This window comes from Candidatus Hydrothermales bacterium, from assembly GCA_039630235.1.
In the GTDB taxonomy this organism is placed as follows: domain Bacteria; phylum Hydrothermota; class Hydrothermia; order Hydrothermales; family JAJRUZ01; genus JBCNVI01.
This window is the reverse complement of record JBCNVI010000012.1, coordinates 1-21071: the sequence shown is the minus strand read 5'-3', so window position 1 is coordinate 21071 and position 21071 is coordinate 1. Positions and strand designations below refer to the sequence as shown.

General features: G+C 31.4%; 20 protein-coding genes. All 20 read right to left on the bottom strand.

The features are described 5' to 3' along the window. A partial coding sequence (locus tag ABDH49_08710; protein ID MEN3047035.1) for a hypothetical protein occupies window positions 1–315 on the bottom strand: 315 nt, incomplete at its 3' end. A 194-nt stretch (window positions 316–509) separates the two neighbouring features. Continuing rightward, window positions 510–2624: a primosomal protein N' gene (priA, locus tag ABDH49_08705; protein MEN3047034.1), complete on the bottom strand. Its 2115-nt coding sequence runs from the start codon at window positions 2622–2624 to the stop codon at window positions 510–512. A 19-nt stretch (window positions 2625–2643) separates the two neighbouring features. Further along, a complete protein-coding gene (locus ABDH49_08700) occupies window positions 2644–3135 on the bottom strand; it encodes a metallophosphoesterase (protein MEN3047033.1) in 492 nt (163 codons plus the stop codon). Window positions 3136–3259: 124 nt separating this feature from the next. Beyond that, window positions 3260–3529 (bottom strand): HU family DNA-binding protein, encoded by a 270-nt coding sequence (locus ABDH49_08695; GenBank protein ID MEN3047032.1) that lies wholly within the window; start codon window positions 3527–3529, stop codon window positions 3260–3262. 54 nt (window positions 3530–3583) lie between these two features. After that, window positions 3584–4525 (bottom strand): GGDEF domain-containing protein, encoded by a 942-nt coding sequence (locus ABDH49_08690; protein MEN3047031.1) that lies wholly within the window; start codon window positions 4523–4525, stop codon window positions 3584–3586. Further along, a complete protein-coding gene (locus tag ABDH49_08685; protein MEN3047030.1) occupies window positions 4509–6590 on the bottom strand; it encodes a hypothetical protein in 2082 nt (693 codons plus the stop codon). Before ABDH49_08685 ends, ABDH49_08690 begins: the two co-directional genes overlap by 17 nt. Before the next feature lie 7 nt (window positions 6591–6597). Then, a complete protein-coding gene (locus ABDH49_08680) occupies window positions 6598–7662 on the bottom strand; it encodes a type IV pilus twitching motility protein PilT (protein ID MEN3047029.1) in 1065 nt (354 codons plus the stop codon). A 135-nt stretch (window positions 7663–7797) separates the two neighbouring features. Then, window positions 7798–9549, bottom strand: coding sequence for a type IV-A pilus assembly ATPase PilB (pilB, locus tag ABDH49_08675; GenBank protein MEN3047028.1), 1752 nt, complete (start codon window positions 9547–9549; stop codon window positions 7798–7800). 2 nt (window positions 9550–9551) lie between these two features. After that, window positions 9552–11396, bottom strand: coding sequence for an ATPase, T2SS/T4P/T4SS family (locus ABDH49_08670; protein MEN3047027.1), 1845 nt, complete (start codon window positions 11394–11396; stop codon window positions 9552–9554). 17 nt (window positions 11397–11413) lie between these two features. Further along, the gene (locus ABDH49_08665; protein MEN3047026.1) at window positions 11414–12607 is read right to left on the bottom strand and encodes a nicotinamide-nucleotide amidohydrolase family protein; all 1194 of its coding nucleotides are present in this window, start codon (window positions 12605–12607) and stop codon (window positions 11414–11416) included. Next, the gene (locus tag ABDH49_08660; GenBank protein ID MEN3047025.1) at window positions 12604–13197 is read right to left on the bottom strand and encodes a GTPase domain-containing protein; all 594 of its coding nucleotides are present in this window, start codon (window positions 13195–13197) and stop codon (window positions 12604–12606) included. Before ABDH49_08660 ends, ABDH49_08665 begins: the two co-directional genes overlap by 4 nt. A 2-nt stretch (window positions 13198–13199) precedes the next feature. Continuing rightward, window positions 13200–13688 carry a roadblock/LC7 domain-containing protein gene (locus ABDH49_08655; GenBank protein ID MEN3047024.1) on the bottom strand — a complete coding sequence of 163 codons (489 nt, stop codon included), beginning with the start codon at window positions 13686–13688 and terminating at the stop codon, window positions 13200–13202. Continuing rightward, entirely contained in the window at window positions 13685–13945 is a 261-nt protein-coding gene (locus ABDH49_08650) for a hypothetical protein (GenBank protein MEN3047023.1), read from the bottom strand. Before ABDH49_08650 ends, ABDH49_08655 begins: the two co-directional genes overlap by 4 nt. A gap of 131 nt (window positions 13946–14076) precedes the next feature. After that, on the bottom strand, window positions 14077–16101 hold the full coding sequence (ligA, locus tag ABDH49_08645) for an NAD-dependent DNA ligase LigA (protein MEN3047022.1): 2025 nt from the start codon (window positions 16099–16101) through the stop codon (window positions 14077–14079). After that, entirely contained in the window at window positions 16094–16372 is a 279-nt protein-coding gene (locus ABDH49_08640; protein MEN3047021.1) for a hypothetical protein, read from the bottom strand. The genes ligA and ABDH49_08640 overlap by 8 nt, the downstream gene beginning before the upstream one ends. Before the next feature lie 3 nt (window positions 16373–16375). Continuing rightward, window positions 16376–17020, bottom strand: coding sequence for a deoxyribose-phosphate aldolase (deoC, locus tag ABDH49_08635; GenBank protein MEN3047020.1), 645 nt, complete (start codon window positions 17018–17020; stop codon window positions 16376–16378). A gap of 16 nt (window positions 17021–17036) precedes the next feature. Beyond that, the gene (locus ABDH49_08630; GenBank protein ID MEN3047019.1) at window positions 17037–17642 is read right to left on the bottom strand and encodes a methyltransferase domain-containing protein; all 606 of its coding nucleotides are present in this window, start codon (window positions 17640–17642) and stop codon (window positions 17037–17039) included. Beyond that, a complete protein-coding gene (locus ABDH49_08625) occupies window positions 17635–18387 on the bottom strand; it encodes a prepilin peptidase (GenBank protein MEN3047018.1) in 753 nt (250 codons plus the stop codon). The genes ABDH49_08630 and ABDH49_08625 overlap by 8 nt, the downstream gene beginning before the upstream one ends. Further along, on the bottom strand, window positions 18380–19669 hold the full coding sequence (locus tag ABDH49_08620; GenBank protein MEN3047017.1) for a GGDEF domain-containing protein: 1290 nt from the start codon (window positions 19667–19669) through the stop codon (window positions 18380–18382). The genes ABDH49_08625 and ABDH49_08620 overlap by 8 nt, the downstream gene beginning before the upstream one ends. Further along, complete coding sequence (gene purB, locus ABDH49_08615; protein ID MEN3047016.1) at window positions 19666–20916, bottom strand: adenylosuccinate lyase; 1251 nt, start codon at window positions 20914–20916, stop codon at window positions 19666–19668. The genes ABDH49_08620 and purB overlap by 4 nt, the downstream gene beginning before the upstream one ends. Between the last annotated feature and the right edge of the window lie 155 nt (window positions 20917–21071).

Sequence of the window (21071 nt, the reverse complement as noted above, 5' to 3'; positions counted from 1 at the left end):
TCCAGGGTAAATATCTTTTATCTTTATTTTTTCATAAGTTATAACTCCGATAATTCCATCTGGATTAGAGGGTAAGTAGTAATTTGAGTATCCAGGTAAGGGATTGTGGTACTCTATATTTTCTTTTTTTATGCTTGAACCAATAAGTTCAATATCAATCCTTGCATATTGTATGTTAGTGTTTGATGGTTTATAGATTACATAGCTTACTCCCTTTTTTGTTATGAATATTCCGTATCCTTTGAGTTTTGTTTTTAGAAGGACATCTTGAATGGGTTTCCCTTCAAAATCTTGGATTTGTCCTATTTTTTTCAAAGCCTATATATTTGTTTATCCATTTCCTTATAGTTTCAGATTCATAACTTTTTAAATTATATAATCCTGATATTTGTAAGAATAATAAAATTTTTATTGTTTTTTTCATAAAAGCCCCCCTTTTAGAAGTATAATATTAAAAAATAATTTTGTCAAAATTTTTAGAGGATATAAATAGACGATACATTTAAAGTTTAAAGGAAGTCGTAGGGGTTTAAATCAATTTTTATTTTTAAATTTTCTGGGATTTGATTTAGGATTCTTTTTAAATCCTTTTCCTCTTTCACCTTAATTAGTAATCTATTTCTGTATAAACCCTTTAATTTAACTATTGGGGGTGGAACAGGCCCTAAAACTTCAATTTTTAGGTTACTTTCTTTTAATCTTTTCTTTATAAAATTTAAAATCTCTTCACCATCTTCGTTTATTTTAGTGTTTGATTCGATAATAACTAACTTTGAAAAAGGTGGATAATTAAGTTTTTCTCTTTCTTTAAGTTCTTCCTCGTAAAAGCCTTTTATATCAAAATTTAAAATTTTTTCATAAATTTTATCTTCTGGAAAATAGGTTTGGATAATGGTTTTACCCTCTTTTCTTACTCTTCCTATAAGTTGAGTTAACTTGTGAAAGGTTTTCTCTTTTGATCTAAAATCAGGAAAATTTATCTCTTGATCAGCATAAAGAACTGATGCAAGACCAACTTGAGGATTATCTAAACCCTTTATTATCATTTTAGTTCCTATTAATATATCAATTTCACCTTTAATAAAACTTTCAAAAACTTCAAAAACTTTTTTTCTTCCAGATATAGACTCTCTATCCATTCTTTTTATTTTTCTATCGGGAAAAAGTTTTTTAAGTTCAAGCTCAACTTTTTCAGTTCCATAAGAAGAAGTTTTAAAATTAGTGGATTTACAGGATGGGCATTTTAAAGGGACTTCCTCTTTCCAACCACAGTAATGACATAAAAGCAAATTTTTATTTTTATAAAGTGTCAAAGATATCGAACAGTTTATACACATTGGAACATATCCACAGTTTTTGCATTGGATAAAGTGCGCAAATCCCCTTTTATTTAGAAAAAGAATTACTTTTTTATTTCTTTTTAAAACATCCTCTATGTTTTCCAGTAATTTTCCACTTAAATAAAACCTAACTGGTTCTTCTCTTAAAGAAACTAATTCAACTTCAGGATTTTTGTATCCAAGGATTCTATTCGGAATAAAAAAGTATTTTCCTTCTTTTTTTGAATTATAGTAAGTTTCAAGTGATGGTGTGGCAGTTCCAAAGACAAGAGGAACTTTTTCTATTTCAGCTCTTTTTAAAAGTACATCTCTTATATGATAAAAGGGTTCCCTTTCTTTTTCTTTATAGCTTTCCTCTTGTTCTTCATCTACAATCACTACACCCAAGTTCTTGAAAGGTAAAAAGACAGATGATCTTGCTCCAAGGACAACACATGGTTCTTCACTGAGAGTATTTAAAAGAACGTTCCATTTTTCCTCTGCTTTTAATAAAAAAGAGTATAGGAAAAGTTTGTACTTATCAAAAATAAAATATGGAGCTATTTGAGGAAAGAGGGAAATCTCTGGAACAAGTACAAGAGCCTTTTTGCCCTCACTGAGAAATTTTTTTACAATCTCCCTGTAGATATAAGTCTTACCACTACCTGTTACTCCATGTATCAAAAAGAAATTTTTATTTTTCTCATTTATTATTTCCTCTATTATATTTTTTTGTATTTCGGTGGGTTTTTTAGGGATTTCTATTTTAGTTAGTTTAAACTCGAAGTTTTTTTCTCTTTTTTTCTCTAATGAAAAAACTCTTTTTATTGCTCCCTTTTTTTCAAGACTTATAATAAAATTAATTGCACTTTTTGAAAACTCTTTTATAATTTTTTTTCTTGATACTCTTTTTTTTTCTTTTATATATTTGAGTATAGTACTTTCTTTACTTGAAATAGACTTTGGGTCCTTCAAATAAACATAATATTCTTTTTCGATTAAACTTAAAGAGGCGGGTATAAAAAATTGTAAAGCCTTATCGTAAGAAGTTTTATAATACTCTTTAAACCACCTTATAAGTTCAAGAGTTTCTGATGGAAAATCTAAACCTACATAGTCATTTTCTCCTATTTCTAAAATTTTTTCCTCAGGTAAAAATACACTCTCTTTTTCATCAATACATATACCTATCCGTTTCTTGTTTTTTACTTTTAAATAGTAGAGAGCCCCTTTTTTAATGTTCTTTTCACTTTTATAAGTTAAAGACAAAGGTATCCCTACTACAGCAAAGTCGTAGAAAAACACCGGGATATTTCGGGATATTTTATACTTTTATTACCTCGATTTCGAAATTTTTTCCGTTTACTTTTATTAAGCCAAATGTATTTACTGTTGAAAAAAACTTATCACAAGCAGATCCAGGGTTAAAAAGGTGGGTGTTTCCTATTTTTTTATTAAATACTCTGTGAGAGTGTCCAAAAATAATTAGATCTAGATTTTCATTTTTAAACTTTTTTAGAACTCGCTCTTCGATTCCAACTGGAGCCCCAATTCCGTGGAATAGTCCTATTTTTAGATTCTCGATTTCGAAGATCTTTGTTTCAGGTAGAAAACTAAAAAGCATGGGTTCGTCCATGTTTCCGTGGACAGCGTGAATAAGAAAATTTTTCTCTAAAAAAAGATAAAAATCGTAGGAGACAAAGTCGCCTGCGTGGATTATTCCATCTGACCTTTCTATTTCTTTAAGTACCTTAGGAGGCAGTTCTTTTGCTCTTTTAGGAATGTGAGTATCTGAAATGACAACAAATTTTTTCACTTTTTCTTTTTATGTCTCATCTTTTTTCTTCTTTTTTTTAGTTTATGTCTTTTTATCTTTTTTAGTTTTCTTTTTCTTCCGCAGGGCATAATTTTTTATTAAACATTTTAAAGGATTTGAACCTTTAATTTTTTATTTTAATTTTTGGTGATGGTTCAAAGACAACTTTCCACTGTGCAGGAATTGATATTTTCTCTTTTGTCGAAAAATTTCTTCCTGTTCTATTTTTTCTCCATTTAACTTTGAATATTCCAAAACCTTTTAATGAGACTTTTTCTTTTGATTCAATAGAGTCTTTTATTATCTCGATAAATTTTTCTACAACTATTTTTACATCTTTTCTCGGGATCCCCGTTTCTTTATGTATTCTTTGTATTAATACATGCTTAGTCATTAGCCCCAATGCTTTTTAGTAAGGGGTTGAACCAATATAATATAATTCTTAAAGTTAAATTTTTTCAACTGGTGGTATTGAGTATACGTTATTTTTCCCCATCTTTTTTGCTTCAAAAAGAGCTTTATCAGCTAAAACGAGTAATTTTTCGGGTTTATCTGTTGATTTTGGAAAACTTGATACTCCAAAACTTGCCTTTATTTTAAAATTAAGGTTATCTCTTATTTTTATAATATGTTCCTCTAATTCTTTTCTTATTGTATTTGCAATTATCACGCCCTCTTCTAAGGAGGTTTTTGGAAATAAAAAGGCGAATTCATCTCCACCGTACCTTGAAATTACTGCGTAAGAATAATCAGTTAATAGAAAAAAGTTCCTTAAGAATTCTCCTACTTTTTGTAAAACTTTACCGCCAACAAAGTGACCATGAATATCATTTATATCCTTGAAATTATCAAGGTCCATAATAATTACTGTTACTGGATGATTATTTTTATCGCTTAAAGTTTTTCTAAGTGAAACAAGAAAGTACTTTGAATTTGATAGTTCAGTCAAATCATCTTTTGTAACAAGTTCCTCTACTTTTACCTGTAACTCTATTAATTCAATCAAAAGGGAAATTACATAAAAATATAAAATTTCATCTTCACTTAAGGGTCTATTTAGTGTTCCAACAAATCCTATCGCTTTGTCGAAGCTAAAAAAGGGAAAGATAATTGCGTTTTCTAATTCATCTAAAACTAAAGAAGAAAAGTAATAAAATTCTTTAAAGGGAATATCCTTATAATTTATTTCTTCAGGTAATAAGTTTTTTTCAATATTATGCGATTCAATTAATACGTATTTATTTTTGATTTTTTTATAGATAAAAAGTGGTGTTTTGTTTGAGGATATCAATTCCTTAAGTACTAACTTTGTTTTATTTCTGTCCCATAAGTAATTAAGAATATATGGAAAATTAGAAATTAGAATTTTAATTCTATCGTTTTCCACCATAAATAGGTATCACTCTCTTTTGATTAATAAGGAAAAAGTCATCTACAATTTCTATATTCTTTAGAGGTTCAAATTTTAACATGTTATCTTTATTTGTTTCCTCAAGATCTAAGTACCCGATGTATGAAATTGCAAAATTTTTATTTTTTATTTTAAAAGTTTTATTGTTTAAAAGTAAATTCCTTAAATTTCTTTCTTCTAAATCCTCTTCAATTTCAATATAATTTGAATTTAATAGGAGGTTGGACAGAGTAGATATATCAAGTAGAATGGTAGAGGAGTCGGACAGTTTGACCGTAGAGAGTATATAAGCTAAATTAGTAATAGGTCCTTGAATGTCGAAATCTCCAAAGGAGTTAAAAGAAAGAAAGATATCTTTTTCTAACTTGCCAGAAAATATACCAATGCCAAGTCTAAAAAGATTTTTTAAAGGAGTGTCTTTTCCTAAAATATCGGGAAAAAATCCCCTGTATTCAGGGTAATGTTTTCTTATGAATTCTTCTGATTTTTCAAGTAACTCAATAGCACATAGTACTGCCCTTTCTGCTGCCCTTTCTTCTGGTTTTATGATCAAATGGTCTGAAATTGCTTTTTGAAATCTCATTTTATAACCACTTAGAACAGTTTCTTCAAAGATTTCTTTATAAATTTTGCTTGAATTTTCTGAAAAAAAGCATATTCCACCGTCACCTGTTTCTTTTACTGGAAATCCACCATAAGAAAAAATTGTATTTTTTATTATTTCTTGAAACTTTTTCTTTATAGATAATTCCTTTTGCGCATTAAAAAGGGAAATCGACATAAAGGTTGATCCTCTTATATCGTAGACAAGTACTGAAATTACTTTTTTGTTTTTATCAATAAAGTCCTTTAATTTCTGTGGTTCTTCAAGATTTACCCTTATTCTTTTTAAGTTTCTTAATTTTATGTATCCCCCTCTTGGAACTAAAGAAAAATAAATAAAATGGTTATTTCTTTTTTCGTCTTCATAAACACTTTCGTAAGGTTTTATTAAAATTTTTCTTTCTAAAAGTTTTAGTTCAAAAAGCTTACTTAAGGTTTCTTTTATAAAGTGAACGTTTTTTGAATAAAAATCTAATATTTTAATGTCTATTCCTAAGATTTTTCTTTCGAGAAAATTTTCAAAATAAGGTGAATTTTCACCCTTAAAAAATTTATAACCTTCAGCAAATATAAGTTTTAGGTCCCTTTCAACATCATTAAAATTAAGATTCAATTTTTCGTAGGTTTTGAATAATTTTAAAATGTAAAATATATGATTTTCAGGTAAAAGGTTAATAGTAATTTTTCTTTCAATATTAATGGTTTTTTCTTTTAAAGTTACTCCGACAAATCTTATTATCTTTGTAAACTCTCTACTTAATTTGTCAGTTATTTCTGATGTTTTTTCTTTTATGATTTCTTCTTTTATTTCTTTTACTTTTTCATCAAAGAATTTAAGAATTTCTCTTTTTGTTTCTTCAAAATTCTCTAACCTTTGTACTTTTTGTCTATTTTCTTCTAATAACTTATATATTCTTGGGTTCCATTTTGTAATTTTTATGTAAATTTCTTTTTCAGTTTCACTAAGTTTTTCTAAAAGTTCAAGTCTATGAAGTTCAAAGATTAAAAAAGTGACAAAAATAGTAAAAAGGTTTAAGGAGAGATCTTCTTTGTTAAGTATTTCGCTGATTGCTGTTAGGTCAAGAAGCTCAAAATTCGCGTTTACCTCCAAAAAATTATCCCATTTTGTCTCAAATTTTTTTTTATTGTTATAAACTTTTCTCGAAATTTTAAAAAAAAGTATCTCAATAAGTTCTTTATATAGTCCTTTTAAGTTTTTTTTATACTCTTGGTATATTTTTTTTAAAATTTCAAAGTCTTTAAAATTTTCAAGTTCAAAAATTATAGCTTGAGATCTAAATTCTTTCCGAAATTCAGAAATTAGATTTTTACATTCCTCAGATAAAACTTCAGACACATAATTTTCAATTTCCTCTATAAATTTAAGCGGTTTTAAAAGGGAATGTGAATAAATTACAGATTCAATTAATCCTTGTTCCAAAAATTTTCTACCTTCCTGATGGTAATTTTTCCCTTATCATCTGTTCGAGTTCCTCAGGATTATGAGAAAAGGATAGGGCAGTTTCAAGGGTTATTTTTCTTTCCACGTATAGCTTAAATATTGACTGATTCATTGTCTGCATTCCATACTTTTGTGATGCCTGAATAACTCCATAAACTTGATGAAGTTTGTTATCTCTTATAAGTGCCCTAACAGCAGGAGTTGCTATGAGAACTTCACAGGCTAGTACCCTTCCTCCTCCAACTTTTGGTAAAAGGGCCTGGGTTATAACTCCAAGTAAGACAAAGGCAAGCTGAGCTCTTACCTGTTGCTGTTGATGTGGAGGAAAAACATCAATTATTCTGTTAATTGACTCAACTGCTGAGTTTGTATGAAGTGTTGCAAGGGTTAAGTGTCCTGTTTCAGCTATAGTTAAAGTAGCTGCTATTGTTTCGTAATCTCTCATCTCACCGATCATTACTACATCAGGATCTTGTCTTAAAGCGTATTTAAGTGCATTTTTAAAGCTTTTAGTATCACTTTCTACTTGTCTTTGCGAAATAAGTGCCTTTTTGTTTGCAAAAAGATATTCTATTGGATCCTCAATTGTGATGATATGACACCTTCTTTCAGAGTTTATTTTATCTATTATTGCTGCTAAAGTTGTTGATTTTCCACTACCTGTCGGACCTGTTACAAGTAGAAGTCCCTTAGGTCTGGATGCAAGCTCGGCAATTACCGGGGGTATACCAAGCTCTTCAAAACTTCTTATTTTAAAAGGAATCGTTCTTAATGCAAGTGATACGGTTCCCCTTTGTTTGTAAACATTAGCTCTAAACCTTGCAAGTCCAGAAATTCCAAAAGAAAAATCACATTCCCACTCTTCCTCAAACTTTTTCTTTTGCTCATCTCTCATGATTGAGTAGGCTAGTGCTTGAGCTTGCTCAGGAGTTACAGGAGGATAGGAGGATGGAACAAGAACTCCATCAATTCTAAACATAGGTGGAGAACCTGCAGAAATATGAAGATCAGTTGCACCTCTTTGAACCATTTCTTGTAAAAGTGAAATCATCTGAACCTTTGTTTTTTTATCTTCTACTTCAGTTTTTAATTCTGTTTTTTTAAACTCTACTTTTTTAGAAATAGTCTCGTCCATTTTAAAATTTTATTTAAAGGGGGTTGAACCGTAACATGTTTGAACTACTCTTTATTCTTCTCCGGCGGCTGTTACCCTTAAAACCTCTTCAACAGTAGTAATACCTTTTTTAATTTTTATTATACCGTCCTCTCTTAAGGTATGCATTCCTTCTTCTCTTGCTACTTCTCTTATTTTATCTGATGTAGCATTATTTAAAATCATTTCTCTTATCCTCGGGGAAATTGGCATAACTTCATATATTCCTATTCTTCCCTTATATCCTGTATAATTGCAAACTTCACAACCTTCGCCTTTAAAAAATTTTATAGTTGAAATTTCATCTTTTGGTATTCCTAATTCAACTATAAGTTCAGGGTCATAGCTTACCTCACGTTTACAATTTTTACAGATTCTTCTCACTAATCTCTGTGCTTGAATTAGTATAACTGAGGAGGCAATTAGGTACGGTTGTATGCCAAGATCTATTAATCTATCTATTGTTGTTGGTGCGTCGTTAGTGTGAATTGTGGAGAAAACGAGATGACCAGTTAGAGCTGCTCTTATTGCTATTTCTGCTGTTTCTGAATCTCTTATTTCTCCTACAAGTATTACATCTGGAGATTGCCTTAAAAAGGCTCTCAAAGCTGATGCAAAGTCAAGACCCACTTCCCTGTTTACCTGAACTTGATTTATTCCTTCTATATTGTATTCAACTGGATCTTCTATTGTAATAATCTGTTTGTCCGGTGTATTGATAGCAGAGAGAGCAGAGTATAAAGTTGTGGTTTTTCCACTTCCGGTTGGACCTGTTACAAGAATTATACCGTATGGAGAATTTATTGCCTTTAAAAATCTTTGTAAGTCATTTTCTTCGAATCCCAAAACACTAAGATCAAGTGAGAGTCCCGATTTATCCAGGATTCTCATTACAACTTTTTCACCAGATATTGTTGGTACCACTGAAACACGGAAATCCACAACCTTTTCTCTATCATTTTCATCTTTTAGTTTTAGCTGAATTCTACCGTCTTGCGGTTTTCTCCTTTCTGAAATATCTAAGTTAGGGTTACACATAAGTTTTAGCCTTGAGGCTATCCCCGCGGAGAGTCTCTTGGGAAGGTCTGCATAAACTTGTAATACTCCGTCTATTCTGAATCTTATTCTTAAAACATTTTCAAAAGGCTCGATATGAATATCTGAAGCCTTCCTAAAAATTGCGTCCTTTATTATTTTGTTTACTAATTTTGTTATATGAGTGTCTTTGCCTAACTTTAAAATTTCTTTTTCATCTACTAATTCTTCATATTCTTCAACATCTATTCCTTCAATATCAAGGGGTATAACCTCCTCTTCTTCCTTTTCTTTTGTTTCCTCGATTTTGGTGATTTCCTTTTTATAATCAGGATAAAATTTTTCCAAGGTTCTTCTCAAAGAAGACTCAGCGGCGATAACTGGTTCCACATCAAGCCCAGTAATAAACTTAACATTCTCTAATGCCTGAATATTAGAGGGATCTACCATTGCCAAAAATAAAATATTTGCTTTTCTTGCAAGCGGCAATACTTCATAGTGATAACAAATCTCAGCAGGAAGAAGTTTTAGAACCTCTTCTGGTATTTTTGCATCTGATAGATCTATAGCTGGAACCCCTAACTGTTTAGCCAAAACCTCTACAAGTTGTTTTTCTGTAATGTATCCGAGCTCAACCAAGGTTGAACCCAATCTCTTTCCCCATTCTTTTTGTTTTTTTAGAGCTTCTTCGAGTTGTTCTTTTGTTATTAAGCCATATTTTATGAGAAGTTCACCAATTTTAAGTGGCATAGTTATTCTATTTTTGTTTCTCTTAAAACTTCCTCGGGTGTTGTTATTCCTCTTATGATTTTTCTTATTCCTGCCTCTCTTAAACTTATCATCCCCTCTTCTAGGGCAGCCTTTTCGATTTCAAAGGTTGGAGCCTTTTTTAGTATAAGTTGTCTTATAGTTTTTGTAATTGGCATCACTTCAAAGAGTCCTGTCCTTCCCTTATAGCCTATCTTAAAGCATTTTTCACAACCCCTTCCCCTATAAAATTTTACATTCTTAAATCTATCTGGATTATCAGGGGAAAGCTCAAGTAATATGGACTCATCTGGAACATATTCTTCTTTACAGTTTTCACAAATTTTTCTGACAAGTCTTTGAGAAACTACTATAAGAAGAGTAGAGGCTATCAAAAATGGCTCTATTTGCATATTTATAAGGCGTGTCACTGTAGCTGCTGCGGTATTAGTGTGAACTGTAGATAAAACTAAGTGACCTGTAAGTGAGGCTCTAATAGCTATTTCTGCTGTTTCAAAATCACGTATCTCACCAACCATTATGATATCTGGATCTTGTCTTAGGAAAGCTTTTAGTCCTGAAGCAAAGGTCATACCCACACTTTCTTTGACTTGAACCTGATTTATTCCATGGAGGGTAAATTCAACAGGATCTTCAATGGTTGAAATATTAACTTCAGTTGAGTTTAGTTCTTGAAGAGCAGAGTATAAAGTTGTTGTTTTTCCACTTCCTGTTGGTCCTGTAACAAGGATTATTCCGTTTGGATTTTTTAAAATTTTTCTGAACATCTTTAGAGACTCCTCTTCAAAACCTAAGGCATCTAAACTGAGCTCAATTGCAGATCTATCAAGTATTCTCATTGCTACTTTTTCTCCATATATAGTTGGAATAACAGCAACACGTACATCTATTCTTTTATTACCAACATTGAGTCTCATTCTACCATCCTGGGGTCTCCTTTTTTCTTCTATTTTCATCTTTGATATACTTTTTATTCTAGCAACAATCGGTCTTATTAGCCTTACATCTCTCTTAAGCACTTCTTGGAGAACTCCGTCTATTCTGTATCTTACTCTTAGCTCCTTTTCATATGGTTCAATGTGAATATCTGAAGCTCTTCTTCTTATTGCATCAAGAAGAATTGAATTCACAAGTTTAACGATAGGGGATTTTTCATCTTTTATAGAAGTAATATCTTCTACTTCATTTTCTAGCTTTTCAGGTGCAAGTTCTATATCATCAGCGTATACAAGGATGTCTTCAATACTTTCCTCTACACCTTTTATTTCTGCTTTGTTTTTTGATTCTTCGATCACTTCCCTTGTTTCTTTTTTTTCAATTTGAGAACCTTCTGTTATTACTTCTATACCCATATCTTCACTTTCAATTTTTGCAATTTGATCCATCATATCTTCAATTTTGTAGTATTTTTTAATTGCTTCTTTAATGAAGTCCTCAAGGGCAATAAGTGGCACAACTTCAAGTTTAGTCAAAAATCTTACATCCTCTATTGCAAAGTGATCCTCTGGATTAACCATTGCTAAGAACAATTTGTTACCTTTTACTGCTAATGGTACAATGTCATATCTTGCAGCAACATGGGCTGGAATTAGTTTTATGACTTCTTCTGGAATGTTTTCAAAGTGTTTTTTCTTTGCTACAGGTATATCTCCAAACTGTCTAGATAAGACCTTTAAAATATCATCTTCTGTTGCATAGCCTAATTCAAGTAAAATCGATCCAAGTCTTTTTCCATTTTTTTTCTGTAAATCAAGTGCTTCTTTTAATTGCTCCTCTTTTATAACCCCTGCTTTAAGGAGCATTTCACCGATTCTTTTTGCTCTCTTCATCCCCTACTCTATTTATATTAAACTTTAATAAGAAGTTTTCGCAACTCATTTAATATAAAGTGGGTGCTTTTAAACTTTATCTCCTCTCTTTTACCTTTAAAAAGTTTTTTAAATACCAATGTTTCTTTGTCATAAGAAATAGCAAGATATACTGTGCCAACTGGTTTTTCTTCTGAGCCACCAGTTGGACCTGCTATGCCTGAAATCGAGAGTCCAAAATCAGTGCAGAACATTTTTCTTATACTTTCAGCCATTTTTCTTACTACAGGTTCTGATACTGCTCCGTAGCTTTTAAGATCTTCCTCTTTTACACCAAGAATATTCTTTTTAATCTCGTTTGAATAGGCGATAACCCCACCTATAAAGTATTCTGAGCTACCTGGAATATCTGTTATTCTTGATGATAAGAGTCCTCCTGTACAACTTTCTGCAGTGCTTATTTTTTTCTTCTTTTCCTTAAGTAACCTTCCCACCACCTCCTCAAGTAGCAAGGGTCCCTCCGAAGAAATATCATCTCCGAAAACATTGTAAATAAGCTTTTTTGCTTTGGAGACCTCGTCTATTTTTCCTTTTATACCTAAGATTACTCCACCTGTATAGGGCAGAAAAAAAAGAAGATTTAAGTTTATTTTCTCTTTTAAGGTATCTTGAATTTCAATTTCTTTTTTAAAGGGTAAATCAAGATATATCACTTTATAATCTTTTTTAGGTTCAAATTCCTTAAGTATTTTTTCGAGTGTATGTTCAAATTCGTTTTTTGGGCCTGGTAGTGAAAAAATTTTTTTTCCTTCTTTTTCAACTAAAAATGAATGAGCAAGACCCACCTCGTTTATAAAGATTTTAGCACCTTTAGGAAAAAGACCATATTTTCTATGTTCACTCTCAGAAAGTAACGGTTCTCTTTTTTTTAGATCATAAAATATGTCTTCTCTAAAAACAAGCTCTATATCTAAAAATTCGGAAATAGATTCTCTTGTAACATCGTCTATAGTAGGTCCTAAACCCCCTATAGTGAATATAATATCGGTTTCTTTCGTACAAAAGGAAAGTGCATTTTTAATAGATTCCTTTGAATCTTTAGTTGTAACGTGAATTTCGATCCCTTCTCCTAATTCTCCTAGTTTTTTAGCAAGATGGTAAAAGTTTGAATCAACCCTAAATCCTCTTAAAATTTCATTACCTATTGTGATACAGGAAATTTTACTATTCAAGTAGAGGTTCTGCTTGAAAGGTTTCTTATAACCATTTTTGCTATTTCTTTCAATGTTTCAAAGACTCCTTTTCCTATAGTGGCAACTGCTTCATAATAGGGTACACCATCCTTATTTAAGTTTCTCTGTAATTCCTCTATAGATGCAGCGTTTGGCAAATCTCTCTTGTTATACTGTATTACATAGGGAATGTCCTCAATTTTTAGTCCATAGGTTTGAAGGTTTTCAATCATATTTTCAAAACTTTCAATATTTTCGTCCATTCTTTCAATTTGAGAGTCTGCAACAAAAACTATTCCGTCAACGCCTTTTAAAATCAGTTTTCGTGAGGCGTTGTAAAATACTTGACCAGGAACTGTATAAAGGTGAAATCTTGTTTTGAATCCTCTGACGTTACCAAGATCTATTGGTAAAAAATCAAAAAATAGTGTTCTTTCTTGCTCAGTAGCAACTGAAACAAGTTGTCCTTTAAGATCGGGTGAAAGTTTCTCGTATATGTATTTTATGTTAGTAGTTTTTCCTGAGAGGCCGGGGCCGTAATATACTATTTTAACGTTAATTTCCCTTGAGGCGTAATTTATTAAGGCCATTTTTAAGGTCCAAAAAGTTTATCGAGTTCTTCCTCAGCCTCTTTAAAAAAGCTTTTATCAAGAATGTCCCTAGGCGGAGTAATTTTTAATTTTTCAAAAAGTTCATCGAGAATTTGCTCTAATTCCTGAGACGCATGTTTTGTTCTAACTCTTACAAGTCCAAGTGTTGTTTTTGAGTCAAATAGGACTGCAACGATAACCCTATTTGCTACAAGTGATATATATAAAGAGTTTTTCTCACCTTGATGATAAAGTGATGAAAAGTTTTTTTCTCCGATTAATGCGGCAAGTTGACTTGTTGCTCCAAAATCTGCAGCAGATAGTGTAGCAAAGGAAATAGTATCAAGCCCTTCTATGTCTCCTATTGAGGTTATAAGTTGTCCAGCCTTATCAATAAGCAAAACAGCGTTTGAATTTGAAGTTTCTTTTAACTTTTTCAATATAGCCTCCACTTTTTTAAAACTTTCCTCTATATATTTATATTCACTCATTTAACCTCTATAACCTCCCTATTTTTTAATACCTCAGTTAAGGTATAGTTGTCAAGGTAATCAAAAGTTAAGCCTTTTAGTATGTCTGCCCCAAATTTTGTTATTTTTATATTATTATAATCCTTATACTCTCCTATTTCTTCAAAGGTCAAAACTTTCAGAGGGATTAGTACCACCGTCAGTACATTCTCTCTTTTTTTATCCTCAAATATTTTGCTAAAGAGCTTCATTATTGAGGCTGTTAGTATAAATAACATATTTTATTTTATCTTCAAGGTAATATAGTTTTTCTCCAAATTTGTCAGGTAGAAGGAAAACAATCCGTTCAGCTGATTTTTCACCTATTCTTTGTAATTTACTAAAAGTGAGAATTAACTTTTTTATAAGTTCATTCATTAAAGTTTTCTTTTTTTAGGCATTCAAGAAATTCCTCTTCTGTAAGAATTTTTATTCTATACTCTATTGCTTTTTTATATTTTGTTCCAGGGTTTTCTCCCACAACTACATAGTCTGTATTTCTGGAAACTGTATTTGAAACTCTCCCTCCCTGTTCCTCAACAATTTTTGTTGCTTCTTCTCTTGTAAAACTTTTTAAAGTTCCTGTGAAAACCACTGTTTTTGAAGTGAAAAATCCCTTTTTTAACTTTTTTTCTTCAAAAGTTATTCCAGCCTTTAATAATCTATCAATTGTTTCCAGGTTTTTTTCGTTTCTGAAAAAGGAAACTACAGATTCTGCCATTTCCGGACCTATTTCAGGTATACTTCTTAATTCTATAAATTTTGCATTTTTAAGTTTCTCAAGTGACCCAAATTTTCTTACAAGTATCTGAGCACCTCTTTCTCCAATGAGAGGTATACCTAGGGCATAGATAAACCTTTCAAGAGTTGTTTTTTTACTTTTTTCTATTGCTTCGAGTAGGTTCCTAATAGATTTATCAGCCATTCTCTCAAGTTTCATAAGATCAGTGTATTTAAGATAATAAATATCAGCTACACTTTTAACCATCTTTTTGTCAACCAGTTGGTCAATTAGTTTCGGACCTATTCCCTCTATATCCATAGCTTTCTTACTCACGAAGTGTCTTAAGGATCCCTTTAATTTCTCGGGGCAATCAATGGATACACATTTATAATAGGCACCCTCTTTAATAACGTTACCATTACAAACGGGGCAGCTTGAAGGTGGTAATATTTTTCTTTCTTCTCCTGTTCTTTTCTCTTTTATAACTTTTACTACCTCAGGAATTACATCTCCGGCTCTTCTTAAAAATACGTAGTCTCCTATTCTCACATCCATTCTCTCAATCTCATCAAAGTTATGGAGAGTAGCTCTTTGAACTATAACACCTCCAACCGGTGTAGGATCAAAGATTGCTACGGGAGTTATTATTCCGGTTCTCCCTACCTGAAAAACTACTTCTTTTATTTTGGCTGTAACTTCCTTTGCAGGAAATTTTCCTGCAATTGCCCATCTTGGGGCTCTTATTGTAAAGCCCAGTTCTTGTTGGAGAGCAAGAGAGTTTACCTTCACTACAATTCCATCTATTTCATAGGGTAAACTTTCTCTTTTTTCCAGTATTTCGTCATAGTATTCAATTACTTCTTTTATGCTTCTGCACTTTTTGCTTAGTGGATTAACCGGGAATCCGAAGCTTTTTAAAGATTTTAGAATTTCCTCTTGAGTTGAATAGCCAATTCCTTCGTGGTAGCCTACTCCCCATGCAAAAAATTTAAGGTTTCTTTTAGCTGTTATTTTAGGATCAAGTTGTCTTAGAGAACCTGAGGCTGCATTTCTTGGGTTTGCAAAAGTTTTTTCTCCCCTTTTTAGATTTTCTTCGTTTAGTTTTTCAAAGTCTTTAATGAGCATGTAAACTTCGCCTCTTACATCTATTCTTTTGGGAATTATAAATTCGTTATTTTCTATCAAGTAGAGAGGGACTTCTTTTATGGTTTTTACATTTAGCGTAACATCTTCACCTAAGGTTCCGTCTCCCCTTGTTCCAGCTGCTTTATATATTCCGTTTTCATATACAATTTCGAGAGACAGTCCATCTATTTTTGGTTCAGCCATATATTCTATATCTTTGTTTAGTGGTAGATGTAGAAATCTTTTAATTCTTTCGTCAAATTCAAGAAGTTCTTCTTTGTTTCTTGCATCCTGCAAAGAAAACATTGATTCTCTATGGTGAAAGGTTTTAAATTCCTCTTGTGGCTTTTCGCCGACACGCCTTGTTGGTGAATCAGGGGATATAAATTCTGGAAATTTTTCTTCTAATTCTAATAACTCCCTAAATAATCTATCGTACTCTTCATCTGATATTACAGGGTCATTCAAAACGTAGTATCTATAGTTGTGATAGTTAATTTCCTTTCTTAAAAATTCAATTCTCTTTTTAATTTCTTCTTTATTCATGTTTTTTTTCTTGTTTAACAATTTCTTCTAATGCGTTTATGATTATTTCTGCAGATTCTTCTTCTGATTTTCCTTCGGTATCAATTATTTTTGTTCCCCAAAATCCCTTGAAAGATTGGGGGGCAGGGCCCATAACGTAAAAAACTAAATAACCAGTTTTGTTCTCAAATTCTTTTATTTTCTTACCTAGCCAGAATGATGTTAATGGGGAAAGAGTAGGTTCGGAAAAAAGTCTTATTGTTGATTCTTTTTTTGTTATGACAATTTTCATGTTCTAATTGCCCTTTATAACGCTTAATGGGTCAGAGGTTCCAATTCTTTCAACTCCCAGTTCTATTAGAATGCTTGCGAATCCGCGTGATCTGATTCCTCCGGATGCTTTTATTTTTACGCCATTTTTTAAAGATTTTTTTATAATCCTAATATCGGAGAGTCTTACACCTCTTGAGAGGAATCCCGTTGAAGTTTTGACAAAATTTGCTCCTCCCTCACATACTAGCCTTGTAGCCATGGAAATTTCATCAGTGGTTAAAACTCCACATTCAATTATTACTTTTAAGATTTTTCCATTTGAAATTTTTGCAACTTCTTCTATTTCTTTTCTTACTTCCTCGTAGTTACCGTCTTTGAATTTTTGGATATTCATTACCATATCAACCTCATCACATCCCAGTTCAAATAGTTTTTCAGTTTCTCTTTTTTTGTAGTCTGTGTCTCTATAACCAAAGGGAAAATCACAGACAGATATGAGTTTTATTTCTGTATTTTTGATAAGTTCTTTAACTTGGGAGACTCTGGATGGGGGGACACATATTCCAAAGACCTTTAGTTCAATAGATTTTTCAACAAATTCCTCGTACTCTCTCCATGTTTTTTCTGGTCTTAAAAGGGTTGCCTCTACATGTTTTTCAATTTCCATATAAATTAATTATAACTTAAAAAATGAATAAATAGAAAACTGTGCCGAAGACATTAATTACCTTTTTAACTTTATAATTTTTTACCAATTCTTTTGCTTTTAGATTTAGTATACTTGATCTTAAAAATAAATATTCTGGAAAAAAAATTGATAGAATTGTTGTGAAAATATAAATGTAGGGAATCAGAATAAAAGAAAAGGGAACGGACGGTCTAGCCATTTCTAGAATATAGATTTTACCTTCTTTTTTCAAAATTCTTCTTGATTCCTTTATGAAGAGTTCCCTTTGTTCTATATTTCTCCAAACAAAGCTACTAACTACATAATCAAAACTTTTATCTTTAAAGGGTATAAAATTTGCATCTGCTCTTACATATACGATTTTTTTATCCAAAAATCTTTTTTTAAGCATTTTTTTAGAGATTTCGACTGCGAAAATTTTCTTTACTTTTTTTCTTTTACTTAAATACATCGAAAGTTCACCTTTGCCGGCACCTAAGTCACAGATTATTCCTGATACCCTTTTTGATAAAAACCACCTTGAATAATGATCTAAACCAAAGGATGAAATGAGATTTACTATATCGTAGATTTTTGCTATTTTATCAAATCTGCTACTCATTGAAAAATATTTTATGAATTAAGTAGTAGTGGTTAGGGTACAAAAGATAGTATATAAAAGTTCCGAGGAAGAGATAGGGTAAAAGAGGTAAATATTTGCTTTTCTTTTTAAAGACTAAAAATAATCCAACGATAGATCCTGAGAAAAAGGATAAAAAAAGTGTGAATAGGAGGTCAAAGTCTCTTATGTAAACTGCCATTAAAGCAAAAACATAGGGGTCTCCTTCACCTAGTGCCTCTTTTTTAAATAGAGTTTTACCAAGCCATCTTAAAAAAAGACCAAATATGAAAGCTAAAAAAGAGTAAAGAAGTGATTCCACTAAATGGTTGTTAACAAATGAGATTATAAATGCAGCGTAAAGAGAAGGAAAAAGGATAACATCATAGATATAACCAGTTTCGTAGTCAATGAAAGCCATTATCATTAAAGGATAGGTATATAAAATCACTTCAAGCATTTTAAGGGAGATACCAAACTTTTTGTAAGCCAAAAGGAATAAAAGTCCCGATAAAAATTCTACTATGGGGTATCTTAGGTTAATCTTTGATTTGCAGAATCTACATTTTCCCTTTAATAGAATAAAACTTATTAATGGAATGTTGTCATAAAATCTTATTTTATTTTTGCAGGTTGGACAAAAAGAAAAGGGTTTTATTATAGATAGACCCTTTGGGACTCTATAAATAACAACATTTGCGAAACTGCCAAAACAAAGACCTAAGGTAAAGAAAAAAAGGTTATCCAGCAGCTAAGACCCTGTTTTTTCCGCTTTCTTTTGCCTTATAAAGTGCCTTATCAGCCTTTTCAATCAGGTCTTTTACATTATCAGCGTCATCAGGGAAAACAGCTACACCTCCAGAGATTGTTATTTTTCCACCAGGTTGTTTTTCTTCTTTTGGGAATTTTGTTTTTTCTATTATTTTTCTCACTTGATCTCCGAAAGTTAGAGATTCAAATTTATCTTTTTTTGGTAAAATAACGATAAATTCTTCACCACCGTACCTTGCAGGTATACCATTAACTAATTCTGCAGTTCTTTTTAAAATTGTTGCGATTCCCTTTAGGAGTTTATCTCCCATTGGGTGTCCATTTGTATCGTTATATTTTTTAAAAAAGTCTATATCAAGCATAAAAATTCCAACCTTATAGCCTTCTTTTTTTGCCTTAATTAATTCTTTTTCTAATCTTTCCATGAAGTATCTTTTGTTGTAAATTCCTGTTAAGCCGTCAGTGTCGGCCATTGTTTGTATCTTTTCAAGGAGCATTGCAGAATTAAGTGAAAGTGCTGTAAGCTCAGATATCATTTGTAAAGCTTCCATTGCCGTTCTTAAGGCTTCTTCCTTTGTTTCTTTTACAAAGATACCTTCTACTTTTTCTTCTTTAACTCCTGATACTGCTATTACTCCGAAGTTTGTAGCATGGTAAGTAAGTGGGGAGATAATTTCATAGTCTATACCAAATGGATCTGCAAGAAAATGTTCTGCTATTCCGTCTACCAAAGCATCCTGAAACATAGTGTCTTTATCCATAATATACCTCTTTTTTGCTACGTAACCTATAGGTCCCTCTCCTAGATTATATACAAGATCTCCCTTTTTAAGTGGTTCTTTAGCTGTTGATGTCTTATGTTCAAAAAGTACATACTTAAGCCCGTCTTCTGTTGGTGTAAAATAATAAACATTTTCAACGTTTAATATATTTTTAGTTTGTTCTAAAACAAGATAAACAATTTCCTTTTCTTCTCTTAGTTCGCTTAAAGCTCTTGCAAGATTTATTACTGATTGTATTATTCTTTTTCTTTTGGAAAACATTAAATTAAGTTCATCAATTCTATTTGTTAATTCCTTCACCATAAATTCATGAGTTTCTCTTGAACTTTTTAATCGCCTTTCAAGCTCAGAAAGTGTTTTATTTTTATCCCTAATTTTTCCTTTTAAATCAAAGATGATAATTAGAAGTATTATTAAAATCCCTAAAAAAAAGGTTATTACCAAATAGACATTTTCTTTTAAGAGTTCATCTATCATTTAAGTCTTTTATACAATTTATTTTCTATTTCTCTCAGTTTACTATAAACTTCATTTTTCAATTTCTCAAAATCATTTTCTTCGACAGGTATTTTCCCCTCAAATAAACTTTTCTGTACCAGGTCATAACTTTTTGATCTTTCCATTCCTTTGTTTATAAAGTGATAAAGAAAACTTTGCGAAAAGAGCTCTTTTTCATACTTAGTTAGATTTTCCCTTATTCTCTCCCTATTTATGATTAAATTTTTTAATATAGAGATCATCTTGTCTAACATATAAACTGTTACGTGAGAAACATCGGGGAAAATTATCCTTTCTGCAGAAGAGTGGGATATGTCTCTTTCATGCCACAAAATAGTGTTTTCAAGCACTGGAAAGAGACTTCCTCTTAGATATCTTGAAAGACCGCAAATTCTCTCTGAAATAATAGGATTTTTCTTATGGGGCATACTGGAGGATCCCTTTTGACCTCTTTCAAAAGGTTCACTTAACTCTCCTATTTCTGTTCTTGATAATAGTCTTATTTCTGTTGCGATTCGTTCGAGAAAGAGACCTATTAAGACTAAAGTAAAAATAAAAATAACATGTCTGTCTCTCGGAATTATTTGAGTTGATATAGGTTCGCACTTAAGGCCCAATTTCTTTAATACAAATTCCTCAACCTCAGTTGGAATATGTAAGTAATTTCCAACTGATCCTGAGAGCTTACCAAAGGATACTTCTTCTATTGCCTCTTTTAGTCTTTTCTCGTTTCTTTTAGCTTCAGATAGGTAACTTAAAAATTTATGAGAAAGTGTGATAGGTTCGGCAAACATTCCGTGAGTTCTTCCTGCCATGAAAACACTTTTATTTTCCTCTATTTTCTCTAAGATTACGTCCTCTAATTTTTTTATTCTTTCTAAAACTATTTTTAGTGTTTCTCTCATTTGGATAGAAAGGGTGGTATCTAAGAGATCTGAAGATGTAAGTCCATAGTGAATATAAGTTGATAACTCCTTACCTACTTTTTCCTCAAGTACATCGACGAAGGCAGCTACATCATGATTTGTTATTTTTTCTCTTTCTTTAACTTCTTGAGGAGTTATTTTAATATTTTTCTCCCTGATTTTCTCAGCTGTTCCTTTTGGTACTAGGTTTAAATTTTCGAATCCCTCTATCGTTAGGATCTCAATTTCAAGCCATAGTCTTAATTTGTTTTCTTCACTCCAAATTTCCTCTATTTCTTTTACTTTATACCTTTCAATCATAGTTTTTCTTGAGTTTTTAATATAGTGAGTTTAGTTTTATATTTTTCGGCTAAGTATATTTTTTTAATAACGTCTACTGTTTCATTTAAATTTTCGTTTATTAAGACGTAGTCAAAAAATTTCCACATTTTACTTTCTTCCTTTGCCTCTTCTAA

Bases quoted from the DNA above. Each gene is read 5' to 3' on its own strand.
- ABDH49_08695 (MEN3047032.1), bottom strand. From the start codon at position 3,529: ATGACTAAGCATGTATTAATACAAAGAATACATAAAGAAACGGGGATC.
- ABDH49_08690 (MEN3047031.1), bottom strand. From the start codon at position 4,525: ATGGTGGAAAACGATAGAATTAAAATTCTAATTTCTAATTTTCCATAT.
- ABDH49_08680 (MEN3047029.1), bottom strand. From the start codon at position 7,662: ATGATTTCACTTTTACAAGAAATGGTTCAAAGAGGTGCAACTGATCTT.
- pilB (MEN3047028.1), bottom strand. From the start codon at position 9,549: ATGCCACTTAAAATTGGTGAACTTCTCATAAAATATGGCTTAATAACA.
- ABDH49_08670 (MEN3047027.1), bottom strand. From the start codon at position 11,396: ATGAAGAGAGCAAAAAGAATCGGTGAAATGCTCCTTAAAGCAGGGGTT.
- ABDH49_08660 (MEN3047025.1), bottom strand. From the start codon at position 13,197: ATGGCCTTAATAAATTACGCCTCAAGGGAAATTAACGTTAAAATAGTA.
- ABDH49_08655 (MEN3047024.1), bottom strand. From the start codon at position 13,688: ATGAGTGAATATAAATATATAGAGGAAAGTTTTAAAAAAGTGGAGGCT.
- ABDH49_08650 (MEN3047023.1), bottom strand. From the start codon at position 13,945: ATGTTATTTATACTAACAGCCTCAATAATGAAGCTCTTTAGCAAAATA.
- ligA (MEN3047022.1), bottom strand. From the start codon at position 16,101: ATGAATAAAGAAGAAATTAAAAAGAGAATTGAATTTTTAAGAAAGGAA.
- ABDH49_08640 (MEN3047021.1), bottom strand. From the start codon at position 16,372: ATGAAAATTGTCATAACAAAAAAAGAATCAACAATAAGACTTTTTTCC.
- deoC (MEN3047020.1), bottom strand. From the start codon at position 17,020: ATGGAAATTGAAAAACATGTAGAGGCAACCCTTTTAAGACCAGAAAAA.
- ABDH49_08630 (MEN3047019.1), bottom strand. From the start codon at position 17,642: ATGAGTAGCAGATTTGATAAAATAGCAAAAATCTACGATATAGTAAAT.
- ABDH49_08620 (MEN3047017.1), bottom strand. From the start codon at position 19,669: ATGATAGATGAACTCTTAAAAGAAAATGTCTATTTGGTAATAACCTTT.
- purB (MEN3047016.1), bottom strand. From the start codon at position 20,916: ATGATTGAAAGGTATAAAGTAAAAGAAATAGAGGAAATTTGGAGTGAA.